A 16,393-nucleotide genomic window follows, 5' to 3' on the forward strand; every position below is an offset into this window, starting at 1 on the left:
TCCCCTCACATCCGCCGTGGCGGCCGGCCTTCGGGCCGGCCGGCCCGACATACCTGGGGGTCAGGATGTGTCGGTCGTGTGGCCGGTGCTCCACACTTGCCGCAGGTGGTCGCCGAGAGCGCGGGCGACGGCCATGGCGCCTCCGCCGTGGGGCAGGGTGTAGTTGGTGTTGCCGTAGCCGTTGTCGACTCCGTCCTGGGTGTTGAACACGATTTCGGCGCCGGGGGGGAGCAGGCCGAGGAACCAGGTGGTGAGGACTTCGGAGGCGGCGGGGGCGGTGCACATCTCGAGGGTGAGGGATTCGCGGTCGGGTGCGTAGGCGCCGGTGAACATCCAGTCTCCGATGAGGAATCCGAATTCGATTCGGTCCCTTCCGGTGATCGTGCGGTGTGTCGTGCACACGGCGTCGGGGCGTCGGGCGAGGTCGGTGGCGAGGTCCTCGGCGGTCAGTCCCCAGGGGTGGCCGTCGGGTGGGGCGAGGAACCAGTGGGTGGCGTAGGTGGCGGGGTCGGTCATCGACTCTCCGGATGGTGTCGGTGTGGTCAGGGGGTGAGGACGACGCGTCCGGTGGTGTGGTGGGCGGCCATGAGGATCTGCCAGTAGGCCACGCTCGGGGCGTGGTTGGTGTGCAGTTCGACGCTGCGTATCTGGCCCTTGGACTCGGTGACGGCGTCGTTGTATCGGCGTATCTCGGACTCGTCCTGTTCGAAGATGTTCTTGTCCCAGATCATGGGTTCGTTGATCTTCGAGTCGGCGAGTCTGACTTCGGTGCGGCAGGTCGACTTCGTGTTGCGTACGTTCTTGGCCTCGACGATCGCGCCGTCTTCGGGGCGTAGTCCGTCGGCTTGGATCTTCTTGTCGGTGTCGGGGAGAGGGAGGTCGTATTCGGGGTATCCGGCGGTCCGACGCTGGTAGGCGTTGTCCGGGTCCTTCTCGTCGCGGTTGTTGGCGAACGAGTGGCTGGACAGGCCTGCCTGCCAGGCGTCGAATCGGGCGCGTTCCTGCGGGGTGAGGAGCGGGGTTCCCGGGGGCGGCGGCAGGGGTGGTGTGATCAGTGTCGGGTCGACCGGGGGTGGTTGGCCGAACGTGCCGGTGAAGAAGCCGGCGAGGCTCATGTTCGTGGTGGAGGCCAGGGCCACCGGTACCGGCACGATCGGGACGGGGACGGGGACCGGCAGGATGGGCGGCAGGCCGGGTAATCCGGGGGTTCCGCCGCCGCCTTGGGGAAGGACGACCCTGGCGCGGGTGCTGTCGAGGATGGGTGGCAGGTCGCCCAGGGCCCTGATGGCGGGGTCGGACAGCACGGCGTTCTTGAGGTGGTCGTCGCCGCCGAAGACGCGGGGTGGGAAGTGGAAGTCGTTCTGGTCCTTTTTCACGTGGGCGGCGTAGTTGTCGCAGGCCTGGGCGATCTGTCGGCAGGCCGCGGCCAGGTTCGCGACCAGGGTGGCGCAGTCTGTGGGTACGTTCGGTGCCGGTTGGTAGCCGACGAACAGCTTGAAGTAGGCGTCGAAGCCTTCCATGGCGATGCCGCGGCACTCGGCGAGCATCGTCCGGGCGCCTTCCTGCGCGTCGGTCAGGACTCGGTCGACGAGTCCCGCCGCGGAGCGCCAGCTGCCGCCGGCGGCGGAGAGTTTCCCGCGGTTGCCCTTGGAGGGGTTGACGACCTTCTCGAAGGATCCCTGTTCGTCGACGATGTGCGGCAGGTCCTGTCCGCGGGCTGTCGAGTTGCACGGGTCGTTAGCGGGGCCGCGCATCAGGTCGATGCCGGCGTTCACGGAGTTGGCCTGCAGCATCGACGCCGCGACGGCGTCCTCTGTGGCCAGGTAGTTCGCCGCCGTGCGCATCACCGTCGCCGAGGTCTCGCCCATCACCGCCGCGGCGAATCCGATCTGATCGACCGTCGCGCGGGCCGCCGGTTGGTACACCTTGGCGAACGCGTTTCCCGCGCCGTCGTCCCCGGCCATCCCTGCGGAGCCGCCGAGGTCGTTCGCGAGGCCGTTCGCGATCAGGTCGATCCGCTCCCGTAACAAGGAGAACCCCCTCGCGGTCACCATCAGCCGTTCCAGGCTCGCTTCGAACCCCTCGGTCATACCGCCCCCCGGCGTCAACAGAGTGTGAGCGACACCGAACCTATCGCGAGTTCGAAGAGTTGCATGGCGTCGCGGCGGAGACGCCTGCTTCCCGCCATGGCCGCAACGGCACGGAGTTCTTGGTTGCTCTGCGGGAGGAATCCGGCGTCCGGAGATTCGGGAACGTCTTGGGAAGCGTGGTGTCCCTATCCGTTGTTGCGGCGCGGTGCTTGCGGATCTCGTCCGGGAGGGCGTGGGCAGCGCGTTCGGCGGCATGGGCATCGTGGCGGGGGTCGGCCGCCGCACCGCGAGCGGCGGGCAGTCCCCGTTCTGGCCGGGGGCTGGGTACCTGGTCTCCCCCGTGACCGACGCCGCGGAGTCCGGTCGGTGCGGCGCGAGGGTCCGCACCGCGGGAAGTGGCGATGGCTCAATCGAGCGCCTGGCCGAGCGGTTCGCCGCGTGGGCGCTGGTACAACACCGAGCGCCCGCACCGCGCCCTCGCCGGCTGTACTCCGCTGGCTGCGCGGAACGAGGACGAGGCGCCCGTGCACCGCTTGGACGCCGCGGTGTTGCGGCACCTGCTGCTGGCCGGTGTCGGGCGGGTGGGCAAGGACGGCGTGAACAACCATGGCCTGGCCTACGTCGCCCCGGAGTTGGCCGGCCGGGGCGGGCAGAGCGTCGAGGTCCGCCACATGCCGCACGACGACCGCTCGACGAGGTCTTCCTCGACGGGAGGCACCTGTGTACCGCGTATCCCACCGGGCAGCTCACCCCCGAGCAGACCCGGGCGTTTCTTGAGCACGCCCGCGCGGAGGCGGAACGGCTCGGCGAGGAACGCCGCCGGGCGTCGCGCCGCGAACGCCGCGAACTCGCGCCGTTGCCCGGCGACGGCACCGCGACCGCCGGTTTCCGCCTGGTCGTCGAAGGCGACGGCCGAGGCGTCTCGCGGGCCGCCCAGGACGCGGTGCTGACCGCGCGCTCCGGTACCTCGCTCCCGGCTCGGACCCGGCCGGGCGCCACCCGAACCGGGCCCGGGTACGGAGACTCTGCCGGACCGTGTCGAAGCTGTTCGGTGCCGGGCTCGGTGTCTGGGGATGGGCGATCGTCGGTCTGGTCGGCTGGCCAGTCTCTGGCGACCGGCAGGTCGTCACTTGGGTCCTCTCTTTCGATGGACTCCCGGTTCTCTAGTGGGGGAAGCGACCACTCTTTCAGGGGACTTCTGGCCGGTTGGTGGCCGTGGTTACGCTTTCGGAATCGATCGTCGTGCAAATGCATACGCGATTCGCGCGGCCGGTCGGGTTGTCGATCGAAGGTGGAAGAGGTCGTGATGACGCAGATCGGTTTCGTCGAGCACGCGGACGCGTTGGTCGATACGCGATGGGCGAAGAGCAGTGCAAGCAATTTCGAGGGGAACTGTGTGGAGATGGCGAAACTCGACGATGGCGGTGTCGCGGTGCGGAATTCCCGGAGTCCGCATGGGCCGGCGTTGGTGTACACGCGGGAGGAGATGATCGCGTTCCTGGCGGGCGCCAAGACGGGTGAATTCGACCATCTGACCGAGTGATCGCCCTATTCGGGGTCGTTCAGGCGTGGGCCGGACGTGGCGCACCTGTTCGGGGATAATGACGCGCGTCGTCAGGCGTTCGGGAGTGTGCATGGTCGCGGATCGTCCGGTTCGGATCCCGTCGAAGGCGAAGGTGGCGCCGCTGGTTCGTCAGGAGAATCCCGCCGCGGCGGTGAAGATCCTGGGGGCGATGCTGCGCGACCTTCGCCGGGCGCGGGGGCTGGGCCTCAAGGACGCGGCGCCGGTGATCCGGGCTTCGATGTCGAAGATCTCCCGCCTGGAACGCGGTGAGCATCCACCGCGGGAGCGGGACGTGCTGGATCTGGTCGCGTTCTACGGGGCCGACACTCCGGAGACGATCGCCGAGGTGAACGAGTTGCTGCGGACTGCGGCGACGGAGTCGTGGTGGAGTCACTACAGCGACGTGACACCGGGCTGGTTGCGACGGTTGATCAGCCTGGAGGATTCGGCGGAGGAGATCCGCACTTACGAGGTCCAAGTGGTGCCGGGCCTGTTGCAGACCCGCGCGTACGCGAGCGCCGTGGTCCGGGCCGGGTTTCCGGGGGCGGAGGCGTCCGATATCGAGCGTCGAGTGGACATGCGGATGCAACGGCAGTCGCTGTTGCGGGGCCCGCAGCGGCCGACGTTGTTGGCGTTGTTGGACGAGTCGATCCTGTGGCGGCCGGTCGGTGGCCCGGCGGTGATGGCCGAGCAGATGCGGTTCCTGCTCGCTCAGATGCGCCGGCGTCGGATCTCGGTGAACGTGGTGCGCTACGGCGAGGCCGCCAGTGTGGCTCCGCCGTCGTCGGTCACGGTGTTGCGGTTCGCTGCGGGCGGCCCGTCGGAGCTGGTGTATCTCGAGCAGATCGACGGGGCGTTGTATCTCAGCCGGGAGAGCGAACTGGACGCCTACCGGCTGCGGTTGTCGAAGCTGGTGCAGGCGGCGGAGGACGGGCCGGGCACCGAGGCGATGCTGGAGCAGGCGATCACCCGGTACATGCACCAAACGTGAGGTCCGGGTTGGGTGGGCGTCGGTCAGCGGACGCGGGCGACGCCGCCCCACTCCTGCCATTCCTTCGTACGTTGGCGTGGCGCGAGTTGGGAGTCCGGCCGCCACAGGGAGACTTCGACCAGACCGGGATCGACGATGTCCATGCCGTCGAAGTAGGCGCGGACCTCGTCGGGGGCGCGAACCCTGCCCCACTCGGGGGTGGTGTGGGCCATGAAGTCGGTCACCGCGTCGCGGACGGCGGCGTCGTCGCTGACGAGTTGGCAGATCACCATGTAGGACCCGGACGGCAGGCGGGCTGCGACGCGGCGGATCAGCGCCGCGGGGTCGTCCTTGTCGGGGATGCAGTGCAGGACGGAGACGAACAACGCGGCGACCGGTTCGTCGAGGCGGATGAGGCGTTCGACCTGTGGGTGGGCGAAGATGGTGTCGGTGTGGCGCATGTCCGCGCGGATGACGGCGGTGTCCTCGTTCTCCTGCAGGACCACGCGCCCGTGCGCCAGCACGATCGGGTCCAGGTCGACGTACACGACGCGGGAGGCGCGGTCGATCGACTGGGCGATCTCGTGCACGTTGTCCTGGGTGGGCAGGCCCGATCCGTGGTCGATGAACTGTCGGATCCCGCACTCGGCGGCGAGGTGGCGCACGACCCTGCGCAGGAACGCCCGGTTGATGCGGGCAAGGGCCTGGGTGCTGGGCGCGATCTCCAGGAGTTTGCGGCAGGCGTCACGGTCCGCGAGGTAGTTGTCGGTGCCGCCCAGGAGCCAGTCGTACATGCGCGCCACGCTCGGGGTGTCCACGTCGATCGCCTCGACAACGCGTTTCTCCGCACTCACGGTTGCCACCCCTTCCGGGGTTGCCCCGGCGGGCGCCCCGAATCGCCGTGCCCTTCATGCTAGGTGCGCGGCGCGCTCTCGCGCAGCCACCCGTTCGAGGGGAGCCCGCCGATTCTCGGCGGGCGCGTGGGGGTACCGGGGTGGGGAGAATCGGCGCCCGACATCCGCCCGCCCGCCCCCGGCGGGCGGCCGGCGCGGCACTGCGGGGACGGCGGCCGGACGATCGGGTCGGTCAGGGGTGGGCGGGCCGTAGGGTGAGGGCGCGAACGGTGGGTTGGGGCAGCCGGCGTTCCGCCAGGACCAGGCGTGCGGCGACCTCGGGCACGTCGGTGCCCATCAGGGCGGCGGCGGCGGTCAGGGTCAGGCCCAGGCGGTAATGCAGGACCACGGCGTCCGCCTCGCGCACCGGCAGCAGTCGGTGGGCGCGGTCGCCGTGCCGGACGGGCCGGTGAGCGCCGACCGCCCGGCGAAGGCAGTCCCACGCGCGGGCGGTCGGGTTCGCGTCGCGCATCAGGCCGTCCCAGGCGCCCGCCAGGCGACCCAGGGCATCGTCGGCGACGCGGGTTCCCTCTGCCTCGTCGCCCAGGCGCGCTCGCGCGTAGCGCCGCCAGGACTCGCGGTGCAATTGCGCGAACGCGGCGACGTCGATTCCGACCGCCGCCTCCGGGGCCCGTTGCCGGGCGCACGTCGAGGCCGTGCCGGGGCGGGCCGGGGTGCGCGGCGGGCGTCCGATGGCGATCACCGCTCCCCGTCCCTGTGGTGGCGCCCGGCTCGACGGCGGCCGAGGGGGCCCGGGTCGGCGGCATGCGCATCCGACCACAGGCGCCGCAACACGTCCACGGGAACGTCGAGTTCCGCGCTCGTGGCAGCGAGAGCGGCCCTGTCGGGCACCGTCTCGGCACACGGCCGGTCCTTCGTCCCGCCAGGGGCGACCGAGTCCGGCTCGCGGGCGTCGGGACGCGAAGGCCGGGTGTCGCGCAAAACACGCAGCGCCGCGGCGAGCAGGCGGGTCAGGTCCTCGCGGCTGCGGTTGGGACGATGATCGAGGTCGCAGGCGACCTCCCACAACGCCCGCGCACCGTCGACGTCGCCGCCCACGGTCGCCACCAGGGAGTGAACCGAAGGCCAGGACGGAAGCCGCTGCTCCCCGTTCAGGAGTTCGGCCAGGCGTCGACCGTCGATGCCCGCGCGGCGGGCGAGGCGGTCCACGGGCGCGCCGTCGCGTTCGCACCACAGGCGCAGCGCCGCGGCCAGGCGACGGCTCGCATGGGTGGTCGCCGGCTCACCGCCGGCACCGACGGTGTGCGTCCCGCGGGGTTCACGCGCCGGGCGGTCGGCGCCGACGACCGCGCCGTAGCGGACGATGCGGCCGGAGTCGCGGTCGGTGTAGGACAGGCGCACCCGCAGCACCGCCCGGGCGCGGCCGGCGTCCTCGACCGCGCCCGCGAACGTGCGCAGCAATGTGGCCAGTTCCGCAGCGGCGGTGGCGCGGACGGGTTCGGGAGCGGGCGCTCGGCGGGGCGTGCCGGTGCTGGTTCTGGGCCGGGCCCGTTCGGCGGTGCGGCGGCAGTCGATGGTGCAGTAGCGCCGTTTACGGCCGGTGCCTGGGTGTTGGTCGAACATGATGCCGCACGCCGCGCACGCGGTGGTTCCGCGGTCGGTGTTCATCGTGCGGTTTCTCCCTTCGCGGGGCTGACACGGTCGCGGGACCGGGTCGCGCCCACCTCGTGGTGGGCGCGACCGGGTGGCGTTCGGGTCAGCGGACGTGGACGTAGCGGACGACGGAGCGGCCGGCCAGGGCCGCGGCGGTGGCCAGGAACGCAGCCGCGCCGACGTCGAGGGACCCGGCCCAGGCGACCAGCGGCGCGGTGGGAGCGCACACCACCAGACTCAGGCGCAGGGACACGTCCACAATGCGCAGGCTTCGTGTCGTTTCACCGTGCCCGCGACACGGAATGGTAGTTTCGGGAGGAACCGAATGCCGTGCAAGGGCATTTTGGTGGGTGAAGGGCATGATGCGTAGAGCACCTTTCATCTGACTTTCCCTCGACCCCGTCGGCGCCACTAACGCCGGCGGGGTCGCGTTGTCTTCGGGCTTCTGGACCGTACTGCCCCCGGTCAGGGCAGCGCCATCGATTCGCGGGCATGCAACGTGGCGTGACAAAAGCCGGGGAACGGCTTCCTTGACCGAGTCACTTTCAGTGATCGAATTCGAAGTCCCCGGCGTTGCAATCGGGAATTTTCCGTCATCGTTTCGCGATCGTCCCACCCAGTTTCGATCAATTTCCGCGAAATCCTGCGATCGCCCGGCCGGGCCGTCGGCGATCTCCGTTCTAAGTTCACTCGTTCGGGTCAATATGCGCGGGCATCGGCGCGTGCATACGCAAAAAATCCCCTCCGGGAAGGGCCGTGGACCACCGGCCCGAACACCGTCGGGGCTCGTGACGATCCCAGCACACGGCACCGACACCGGCAGGGCGGGGTGTCTCGGCCTCCGCTCGGACGCCGGGGTTCGCCGCGAAAGTTCTCGACGAGTCGCGGCCCGGGCAAAGCGCATGCCTACCGCGACGGGGCCGGGGTCCAGGTGGTGCAGGCGCGGTGTTCGAGTTCGTCAGCGCCGGGGACGCGGTTCGATGTGTCCCGACATCGAACCGCGTGAACCGCTCGACGTCGTCCGCGACGAGGGCAGGATGCCGTCTCCGCGGACATCACCACGTGCCGCTCCGGGTCGATGGTGCCGTCACATGGCCGCACGGTAGGCGATCAGCCATCCGGTGCCGATGTGGTCGCCGCGGCGGGTGAAGACTGCCGTGCCGCGTCGTCCGCCCGAGGGGTCGTCGTCGAGGGGGTGCGGGTAGGGCAGTGTGGTGGTGTCGCCGGTGTGGATGTGGGTGGTGAAGGCGGCGCCGTCCCACAGGTGGACGACGGCGCCCAATGGCGCGGTGGCGATGGTGGCCTGTGCCGGTGCGGCCTCGAGTGTGGTGTGGGTGGTGTCGACCGTCGTAACGCAAACCCGTTTCCGAACTTCGGTCGCTTGGGTCGCTTGGGTCGCTTGGGTCGCCGAAACGAATCTCCGTCGGGTCGGGGCCTATCCCTTGGGCAGCGTTATCCCCAGCTCGCGCATGGCTTCGGACGGCGGGCCGCCTTCGGAGCGTTGCGTCTTGTGTCCGGGGACCTTGGGCTCGAGGGTGCGGGGATCGACCGCTTCGGAGGGGGCGCCGGAGACGTAGGCACCGGACGGGGCTTGGTCGCGGTCGTGGGGGGCGAGCCAGAAGACGCGGCGGCGGTAGGTGCCGGAGGCCCTGGACGCCCTCGCTTGGGGGCCGAGGGTGGCGTAGCCGATCATGCGGCCGTCGCGGTGGAAGGCGGGGGTGCCGGTGCGGCGTGGGAGGCGGTCGAGGACCTGGCGGACGTAGTCGAGGTCGGTGGGGTCCTCGAGCCAGACGATGTCGGCCTCGTGGGCGATCTGGTCCGGCGTGATCAGCGCGCTCACGGGGTCTCCTCGGTGTCGTCGAGCAGGCCGATGCCCGGGTAGTACTTGCGTTGGTTGGACGTGGTCATCTGGCGGGGCGAGGTCAGGCCGACCGTCTCTCGGATCCTCGCCGCGAACGCGCGGGCGGAAACCGGGGAGGCGTCCTCGAAGCCGCACCAGGTGCGGTAGGCGGCGTACAGGCCGGTCTGTTCGGCGCGCATGCCCGGGGCGAGGGTGCAGCGTTCGTCGACGAAGCGCCCGATGTGGTCCTCGGTCTCCGCGTAGGCGTGAGTGGCGACGCGTACGCGGGGCGGGCCGGTGAGGTCGCGGTCGCCGGCGAGGTAGCGGCGGGCGCCCTCGACCAGCCAGGCCAGGATGCCGGGGCCCTCCTCGGAGACGAGGACCTGGGCGAGGTTGTCCACGCGGTGCTCGTCGGCGACGACGCGCTCGAACGGGACCAGGCGCATGCGGCGCCAGAACGCGAAGCCGCCGGAGGTGACTTCGGGGCGGTGGTTGCCCAGCAGCCAGAGTTTGTGGGTGGGTTCGAAGCTGAAGAAGTCCTGCCGCATCCGGCGGGCCTTGAGCCGGTCGCCGCCGGTCAGCAGCTTGAAGCGGGCCTCGTCGAAGCGGTCGCCGGGCTTGAGTTCGGAGCAGACGATGACGCGGCGCCCGTGGAGCTCGGCCAGGTCCGTGGGGTGGCCCTCGAACGGCTTGGCCATGAGGAATCCCGGCGGGGCTGCGTCGGCGTAGTCGCCGAGCAGCGTCACCAGCACGTCCAGCAGGACACTCTTGCCGTTCTTCCCGAGGCCGTACAGGAACGGCATGATCTGCGCGCCGACGTCGCCGGTGACCGAGTACCCGAGGAGCAGGTGCAGGAAGTCGATCATCTCGGCGCCCTCGGCATCGTCACCGAAGGTGTCGGTGAGGAACCGGTTCCACCGCGGGGTGGGCATCGAGCTCGGGGCGACGGTGCACGAGCGGGAGTGGTTGTGCTTCTCCGGGTCGGGGGCTGCGATGGCGCCGGTGTGCAGGTCGACGACTCCACCGGGGGTGCACAGCGCGTACGGGTCGGCGTCCAGGTGCTCAGCGCGGAGCACCATGCCGGGGGCGGCCTGGGCCTGCATGAGCATGGACTTGAGGCCCGAGGTGGACAGCGACCGGCGGCGGTGCTTGCGCAGTTCGGCGTCGGAGTGGGCCCGGTGGGGGTCGGACGTGGCGAGGGTCTCGGCCATGTCGCCGGCCGCCCACAACACGGTGTCGTCCTCGTCCAACTGCCAGCGGTGTCCCGCCCATCGGTACCAGCCCAGACCGGGGACGTGCCGGAAGTCTGCGCCGTACAGGGCGACGAAGGCCTTCGCGTTGCCGCGGTCGGAGAGCGAGTCGGGGACCAGCCCGTTCCTGGTGACCCCGCCCGGGCCCGGGACTCGGCCGTTGTCGGCGGGTCCGGTGTCCTGGGCGGGGAAGAGCGGCAGGGTCGCCTGGTCGGCGAGGATGCGGGCGGCGGCGGCCGCGGCGTCGAAGCGGGAGGGCGGGATACCGCTCACGGGCGGCCTCCGGGGTTCAGGGGCCTGGCGCGGCCGGCGGTCATGCCGCCGCGAATGGTGGACAGGGACCGCCGGCGGTGGCCGGGACGGGCGTGCTCGGCAGCCTCCAGGAGCAGACGTTCGGCATCCGCGGCATCGAGGTGGCCGGCGGCGACCAGGCCTCCAGCCGTGTACGCGGCCCGGTTGAGCTTGTCGTTGAACGCGGCCCCGGACGGCACGAACGCGCAGTCCGCGACCTCCTGGAGGACCGTGGCCAATGCCTTGGCCGCGACGCTCGCGTGGCCTCCGGCGGCGGCGGCGGCGAGACGGGCCCGCGGCGGCACCGGGTGGGGCGTGATCGGAGGGTGGGGCTGGTCGGCGTGGCCGGTGCGGGCGAGTTCGGTGGCCAGCCAGGTCGGGAGCAGGGCCGGTACGCGGCAGGTGCCCACGGGGGTGTAGACGCCGGACGGGGTGCGGGTGCCGGGGGCCACGATGTAGCCGCCGACGCCGCGCACGTCCACCTGCCAGGCCAGGGCCCTGCCGGTGCTCGAGCCGCTGGAGCACAGCCACTTGCGGGTCGGTGGGGTGCGGTACCAGACGTGCATGCCGCCCGAGGGAGTGCGCACGCGGAGTGTGTCCCGGTCCTGGGATGGGTCCGGGGCGCCGCGCAGCGCGGCGAGGAGGGCCAGGCTGTCGAAACCGCTCGCCAGGCCGGTCAGGTCGACGTGTTCACCGATCGTGATACCCGGCAGCAGCCGGTTCCGGTCGGGTAGGACGGCGTCGTGGGCGTCGACGTCGATGACGACCAGGTTCGCCGGGCCGCACGCCACACCCACGCCGAACCGCGATCCGCGACCCCACCAGGCACGGATGCGCTCCGGATCCAGCGTGGCGGCGTGGAAGCCGTGGCACCAGCGACCGGCCGCCAGGCAAGGACAGCCGGAGTGGGTGTGTCCGGGCTCGTGGCAGGCCTCGCAGTTCGCGGGCGGTGTCTTCCGTTGCGGGGCCAGCGGGTGCACCGGCCATCCGGCCCGCGCGCACCATCGCGCCACCGCCAACGCCTCGGGCACCGTGTCCCGTTCCCGCTCGACCACACCGGCCTCCCCCACCCACGATCCGCAGTCCCGACCGGCGACCGAGGTCCGGCAGCGGCCAAGGCGGCGATCCGACGGGACCTGTCGGTCGCTGCGGTGTCGCCGCCCGGACGGCCGAGCAGGCGTACACCGATGGCCGGTTCGATCCGGGTCGCTCGCGTACGGTCGCTGACTGGACCTGTCGATCGGGCGTCTTCCTTTCGGTCGCTGGCCGAAAGGCCAGGTCAGAGCGTTGTGGAGCGACGGTAGCGACCGAAGCGACTGAAGCTCCCAATTGGTTTCAGGCACGTCAGGGTAGCGGAGACCCGGCGCGGAACAGCGTGCACCCGGTGTCCGCGTGTCAGCGACTGTAGGTCTTCGGGATCAGCGACCGAAGCGTTTCGGTCGCTGATGCGCCGGTATGCGAAAGAGCCAGGTCACAGCGCCGGAGAGCCCGGATCAGCGACCGAAGCGACTGAAGGTCGGACTCTATGACGCACACGCGCACACGCGAATGTCTCCATAATCCGGAACTCCAGTCGCTTCAGTCGCTACTCACGAAGTCGAATGGCTCTGACCTGCGGGTTTCATCAAGCGACTCAAACAGCGACCGAAGACATCCAGTCGCTCGGCTCCACCTGCCGCGGCTTCGAACCGCGCCCGTGAACTTCACATGCGGACAGCGCGGTTCCTCTTGAGGATTTGGGTCGCTTCAGTCGCTCCGATCGCTCCCACACACGCCCAACCACATGGAGACCCCGGTCGCTTCGGTCGCTGCCAGAAGGATCGAGTGGCCCTGACCTGCGGATTCACCGGGAACGCCGCAATAGCGACCGAACGTCTCCGGTCGCCCCATCCCCTGTCGCCGGAGACTCGGGACCCCGCGGACACGCATCCACATACGGAGAATGCCGTTTCTCTTCCGAAGTTCAGTCGCTTCGGTCGCTTCCGTCGCTCACCCGACGACACGTTCACACATTCGCGCCGACAGCTCATTCCTTCGGTCGCTTCGGTCGCTCCAACCCCCGCGACGACTGCCCCGCTCCCCGACGAACCCGACACCGACACCCTTGCTCCGCCGGACGTCACGATCCAGCGGATCGAGCACTTGTCGAACACCCTGACCGCCGACAACCGTGGTCGGCACCCGCTCCCCCACGGTCATATCGGGCCGGCGTCTGGCGCTCAAGAACCTCCTCGACTTCCGCCGGCAATTCGCCCTGACCGATGTCGAGACGAACCGCCTCGCAGGGGCCGCCCGGCTGCGGTCCGGCTGCGCGGCCGCCGGATCCTGGTCAACCCCTGTCCACGCGGCGCGCTCCTGCAAACTCACTCTGGGCACCCCGGCCCCGCCCGGCGCCCTTGCCGCCGCAGGTGCACAGTCGGATCGGCATGCTGGGAAACGGTGGGCACGGTGTTCGCGTGTGCGCTCACCGGACACGGCACCACCCTGGTGGTGGGCGCACACCCTTGCCGTGGGCGGCACACGCGTGGATCCTCACCAACGACGGCGAACTGGCCATCACGGTCGAGAACGCCGAACCGGCCGCCACAACCGGGCCGTGGCGGACCTACCAGCCGACAACTCGCCGTCCGCCTCCCGCGTCTGGTCGCCGCGCGATGTGTCACCCCAGGGTCGACACATCGAACGCGGACTTGCCTGCCGGGGGCAACTCGGTTGCCTCCGCCGGGCAACCTCCACCAAAAAAGGCACGTCCTGCCGGCTCAGGGGCGGTTGTGAACCCACCCACCAGATGGCCGAGGTCGGGTTCGGTGAGGGGTCGCGCGCGACCCGGCGGGGCGCGTCAGTCGAGCAGGGTGCGCAGGTCGGCGGGGGCGGTGTCCAAGTCTCTGGCGGCCGTGGCGATGACGCGGCGGTGGGAGCGCCACACGACGTGGATGGCACCGTGGTGGGCCTCTCGCAGCCGGCGGGTAAGGGCCCCGGCGGTCAGGAACCGCCCTTCATCACCGACGACAGCCGCCCGCCGACTACGTCGCCCACCTGACGGAGCTTGTAGAGCAGGGGGCGCACGGCGATGCCGTGGCCTACTTCATGACCGCGGCGGTGGGCATGCCCGCCGAGGCAGTCGCCTGGATGCGCCAGGCCCCCTTCTGGGCCAGCGTGGAATCCACCGCCCGCACCCTGCCCTAACGACGACCAGGTTATGGGCCACACCATGTCAGGCCGGCCGCTGCCCGCCGACCGCTGGCAGTCCGTGACCGTGACCGTGCCTGTCGGCAGCGGGAACGCGGGCGCACCACAGATGCTCACCGGGACGCGGGAACTCGCCGCACTGGCCGACAACTTCGCCCTGCACGTCTTCCCGGGCCAGGAGCACAACAGCCTGGTCGTACCTCGGGCGAAGCGCCCACGCACCGAGGCGGGACCGGTATGTGCATCGGCCTGCGCCCGCCCGTGCGGCACACGAGACTTGGCGATACCCGGTCCCTGATCGGGCGGTACGCGAAGGGGGATTCGTGACGGCCATCAGATGCCCGACGAACGCGCTTCACCCGCACACCCCAAGGCCACGGGCTCCCTCCGCGATCGGCAGTGAACAGTCGAGCCATGGTGGGGGCGAACCACTCCTGGATGGGTGATCGCGGCCAGTGCGGAAGGAGCATCTAGCCGGTCATATTGCCGCGACCACGAGCGAGAGCATCGCGACGCACAGCGTGCAGGTGGCCAGGAATGCCACCGCGCCGCGTTGTACGCACGCCATCGGGCGTGCTCCGTCGAGGCGGGCCATGGTGCCTGCGGCGACGCCGATGATCACGGCGAACAGCACGGCCACCGCAAGTGCCAAGAGGAGCAGGGTCAAGTGAGCAAGGGAAGCGTCCATCGTGGGTGTCCCGAGGGTGGTAGGGATGCGTGGACATCAATGTCGGCGCCGTGGTATTCGCCAGTTTTCGGATGATTGGGGGCAAACCTGAACAGTCGTGGGGGCTGAGAATGAAGTTGCCGGCAGGGGATGGGTTGGCGGCGCGGTCACGGCAACCCCGAGTGGAGCGCGGGTTGCCAGCGGCAAGCGTTGCGGGTGCGTTCAACGGTCGGGCGGTGGCCTCGGACGCCACGGTGGTCACGATGGCGAAGGGCCTGCGCGCCGATGCCGTGCAGAATCGTCATCGTGTCACCAATGTGGACACCGATGGCGGACAACAGAATGGTCGTCAGTGCGGAACTCCATCTCGTTCCCCTGATGTCCTTCTTCCTTCCCTCGGCATGCAGCCCCCTCCTATCGGCGGAGGCCTATCCGAACGACATCACCGATTGGTGTGATAATCCACTATCCAGTGAATCGGGAAGCTTCCCGGTGGGCATAGGCGCAACAAGCAGGTTGATGCTCGTGCCAGGGGGCCCGAAACGGGCGCACTTCGGGTAAAGGCTCGGTCAATCGGATACGAGTCTCTACAGTGGACGATGACTGAAGAACCTCGGGGGATCTTGTGGCAAATGGCCGAGAGCCAAACCGAAAGCTGGCCGAACTGATCTTGGAAACCAAGTGCTCACGGAAGGGACTGGCCCGCCGTGTCAACGAGTTGGCAGCAGCCCAGGGATACTCCACCAGTTGTGATCACACATCGGTCGCCCGCTGGCTGGATGGCTCGGTACCGCGTGATCCGGTACCGGAATTGCTCGCCCAGGTATTCTCACAGCAAACCGGGCGTCTACTGAAACCGCAAGATCTCGACATGGATTCATGCGCGGATGAGATCTCCATCGGATTGCGGTACCCCCGAACCTTGGAAAACACCGTGGAAACCGTTACGCGTTTATGGAGATACGATTTGGAACGCCGGAAATTTCTGGTGGGCTCGGCCTTCGTCTCCGGCGCCGCTTCTGTGAGCAGCCGCGACTGGCTGATAGGGAATTCCCAGGATCGTCTCGCGGTCGTCGGGAGCGGAACAAATGTGTGCATGGAGGACGTGCGCCAGATTCGCGCACTGGGTGATCAATTCGAGCGTCTGAGCCACGAATTCGGTGCCCAGAGGATCCGCCGGCACATGACGAACTTCCTGAACTACGACGTGCGCCCCCTACTGGGTCTGCCGCGGACTGAAGAGGTGGGAAAAGAGCTCTTCCGGACGGCCGCCGAGTTCACGGCTGCCGCCGGGTACATGGCACTCGACTGCAACGATCTCGGTCTGGCCGAGCGCTACCACATCACGGCGCTACGTCTTTCTCAGGCGGCTGACGACAGGGGTTTCGGTGCTTACATGCTCGCCGCGCATATGGGACACCTGGCCCTCTACGCAGGTCATCCGGACGAGGCGGTGCAATTGGCGCAGGCGTCGCGGGAGAGCAGACGGCATCGGGCCGAGCCTCTGGCAGTGACGATCTCGTGGATCGTCGAGGCCCGTGGTCGTGCCCGAATGGGTGACCGCCCGGGGTGCCTGCGGGCGCTTTCCAGAGCCGAAAGCAGTTTCCCGACATCCAATGGATCGAGAGACTTCTTCGCTCCGTATCTGCGCTATTTCGACGAAGCCTATCTCGCGGATGCTTTCGCACACTGTTTCCGCGATCTCGATTGCCCCGAGTTGGCTTCGCGGTACGCACACGAGGCATTGCGTGGCCTTCCCTCGTCCTACGTCAGAAGAGCATCGATCAATACGGCCATCGTCGCCGGGGCGAGCCTTGACAAGGGCGAGCCCGACAAGGGAGCGAAGGAAGCGCTGGAAGCCGTTCGACTGACCAGCAAACTCTACTCACCGCGAGCCGTGAGAAGAATTGCGACATTGCGGAGAAGGTTCGAGCCGTACTCGCAAGTCGACGGCGTCCGCCAATTCCTTGTCGAGGCCGACCGTGTGACCGAGACGGCAACCAGCTGACAGTTGACCGCCGTCTC

At 69.3% G+C, this 16,393-nt stretch carries 17 protein-coding genes; 6 read left to right on the plus strand and 11 right to left on the minus strand.

What is annotated here, in order from left to right; translation table 11 throughout:
• Nucleotides 1-60: 60 nt before the first annotated feature.
• Both ACIBM5_RS41670 and ACIBM5_RS41675 read right to left on the minus strand, forming a co-directional pair.
• Nucleotides 61-516, minus strand: a complete 456-nt coding sequence (locus ACIBM5_RS41670; RefSeq protein ID WP_396011895.1) for a hypothetical protein — start codon at nucleotides 514-516, stop codon at nucleotides 61-63.
• Nucleotides 517-542: 26 nt separating this feature from the next.
• Nucleotides 543-2,090 carry a restriction endonuclease fold toxin-2 domain-containing protein gene (locus ACIBM5_RS41675; RefSeq protein ID WP_396011896.1) on the minus strand — a complete coding sequence of 516 codons (1,548 nt, stop codon included), beginning with the start codon at nucleotides 2,088-2,090 and terminating at the stop codon, nucleotides 543-545.
• A gap of 401 nt (nucleotides 2,091-2,491) precedes the next feature.
• Between ACIBM5_RS41675 and ACIBM5_RS41680 the strand changes: the two genes are divergently transcribed.
• The 3 genes from ACIBM5_RS41680 (at nucleotide 2,492) to ACIBM5_RS41690 (ending at nucleotide 4,645) form a co-directional block, all read left to right on the plus strand.
• Nucleotides 2,492-3,040: a Mu transposase C-terminal domain-containing protein gene (locus ACIBM5_RS41680; RefSeq protein WP_396011897.1), complete on the plus strand. Its 549-nt coding sequence runs from the start codon at nucleotides 2,492-2,494 to the stop codon at nucleotides 3,038-3,040.
• A 356-nt stretch (nucleotides 3,041-3,396) separates the two neighbouring features.
• Nucleotides 3,397-3,633 (plus strand): DUF397 domain-containing protein, encoded by a 237-nt coding sequence (locus ACIBM5_RS41685; protein ID WP_396011940.1) that lies wholly within the window; start codon nucleotides 3,397-3,399, stop codon nucleotides 3,631-3,633.
• Nucleotides 3,634-3,724: 91 nt separating this feature from the next.
• On the plus strand, nucleotides 3,725-4,645 hold the full coding sequence (locus tag ACIBM5_RS41690) for a helix-turn-helix domain-containing protein (RefSeq protein WP_396011898.1): 921 nt from the start codon (nucleotides 3,725-3,727) through the stop codon (nucleotides 4,643-4,645).
• A 23-nt stretch (nucleotides 4,646-4,668) separates the two neighbouring features.
• Here ACIBM5_RS41690 and ACIBM5_RS41695 read toward each other — a convergent pair whose 3' ends face one another.
• The 8 genes from ACIBM5_RS41695 to ACIBM5_RS41730 all read right to left on the minus strand — a co-directional run bounded on the left by ACIBM5_RS41695 (nucleotide 4,669) and on the right by ACIBM5_RS41730 (nucleotide 11,567).
• Nucleotides 4,669-5,478: an SAM-dependent methyltransferase gene (locus ACIBM5_RS41695; RefSeq protein WP_396011899.1), complete on the minus strand. Its 810-nt coding sequence runs from the start codon at nucleotides 5,476-5,478 to the stop codon at nucleotides 4,669-4,671.
• A 232-nt stretch (nucleotides 5,479-5,710) separates the two neighbouring features.
• A complete protein-coding gene (locus tag ACIBM5_RS41700; protein WP_396011900.1) occupies nucleotides 5,711-6,220 on the minus strand; it encodes a hypothetical protein in 510 nt (169 codons plus the stop codon).
• Complete coding sequence (locus tag ACIBM5_RS41705) at nucleotides 6,217-7,146, minus strand: hypothetical protein (RefSeq protein ID WP_396011901.1); 930 nt, start codon at nucleotides 7,144-7,146, stop codon at nucleotides 6,217-6,219. The genes ACIBM5_RS41700 and ACIBM5_RS41705 overlap by 4 nt, the downstream gene beginning before the upstream one ends.
• A gap of 88 nt (nucleotides 7,147-7,234) precedes the next feature.
• Nucleotides 7,235-7,390, minus strand: coding sequence for a hypothetical protein (locus ACIBM5_RS41710; protein ID WP_396011902.1), 156 nt, complete (start codon nucleotides 7,388-7,390; stop codon nucleotides 7,235-7,237).
• Between the two features lie 828 nt (nucleotides 7,391-8,218).
• Nucleotides 8,219-8,413, minus strand: coding sequence for a hypothetical protein (locus ACIBM5_RS41715; RefSeq protein ID WP_396011903.1), 195 nt, complete (start codon nucleotides 8,411-8,413; stop codon nucleotides 8,219-8,221).
• 153 nt (nucleotides 8,414-8,566) lie between these two features.
• Nucleotides 8,567-8,971 carry a DUF6009 family protein gene (locus ACIBM5_RS41720; RefSeq protein WP_396011904.1) on the minus strand — a complete coding sequence of 135 codons (405 nt, stop codon included), beginning with the start codon at nucleotides 8,969-8,971 and terminating at the stop codon, nucleotides 8,567-8,569.
• Nucleotides 8,968-10,494 (minus strand): phage/plasmid primase, P4 family, encoded by a 1,527-nt coding sequence (locus ACIBM5_RS41725; RefSeq protein WP_396011905.1) that lies wholly within the window; start codon nucleotides 10,492-10,494, stop codon nucleotides 8,968-8,970. Before ACIBM5_RS41725 ends, ACIBM5_RS41720 begins: the two co-directional genes overlap by 4 nt.
• Complete coding sequence (locus ACIBM5_RS41730; RefSeq protein WP_396011906.1) at nucleotides 10,491-11,567, minus strand: bifunctional DNA primase/polymerase; 1,077 nt, start codon at nucleotides 11,565-11,567, stop codon at nucleotides 10,491-10,493. Before ACIBM5_RS41730 ends, ACIBM5_RS41725 begins: the two co-directional genes overlap by 4 nt.
• 2,156 nt (nucleotides 11,568-13,723) lie before the next feature.
• Here ACIBM5_RS41730 and ACIBM5_RS41735 point away from each other — a divergent pair.
• Nucleotides 13,724-13,999: a hypothetical protein gene (locus ACIBM5_RS41735; protein ID WP_396011907.1), complete on the plus strand. Its 276-nt coding sequence runs from the start codon at nucleotides 13,724-13,726 to the stop codon at nucleotides 13,997-13,999.
• A 180-nt stretch (nucleotides 14,000-14,179) separates the two neighbouring features.
• Here ACIBM5_RS41735 and ACIBM5_RS41740 read toward each other — a convergent pair whose 3' ends face one another.
• On the minus strand, nucleotides 14,180-14,368 hold the full coding sequence (locus ACIBM5_RS41740) for a hypothetical protein (RefSeq protein ID WP_396011908.1): 189 nt from the start codon (nucleotides 14,366-14,368) through the stop codon (nucleotides 14,180-14,182).
• 50 nt (nucleotides 14,369-14,418) lie between these two features.
• Here ACIBM5_RS41740 and ACIBM5_RS41745 point away from each other — a divergent pair, with 50 nt between their 5' ends.
• Nucleotides 14,419-14,826: a hypothetical protein gene (locus ACIBM5_RS41745; RefSeq protein WP_396011909.1), complete on the plus strand. Its 408-nt coding sequence runs from the start codon at nucleotides 14,419-14,421 to the stop codon at nucleotides 14,824-14,826.
• Between the two features lie 260 nt (nucleotides 14,827-15,086).
• Entirely contained in the window at nucleotides 15,087-16,376 is a 1,290-nt protein-coding gene (locus tag ACIBM5_RS41750) for a transcriptional regulator (protein ID WP_396011910.1), read from the plus strand.
• Nucleotides 16,377-16,393 lie beyond the last annotated feature (17 nt).

It is taken from the genome of Embleya sp. NPDC050493 (assembly GCF_044458105.1).
In the GTDB taxonomy this organism is placed as follows: Bacteria; Actinomycetota; Actinomycetes; order Streptomycetales; family Streptomycetaceae; genus Embleya.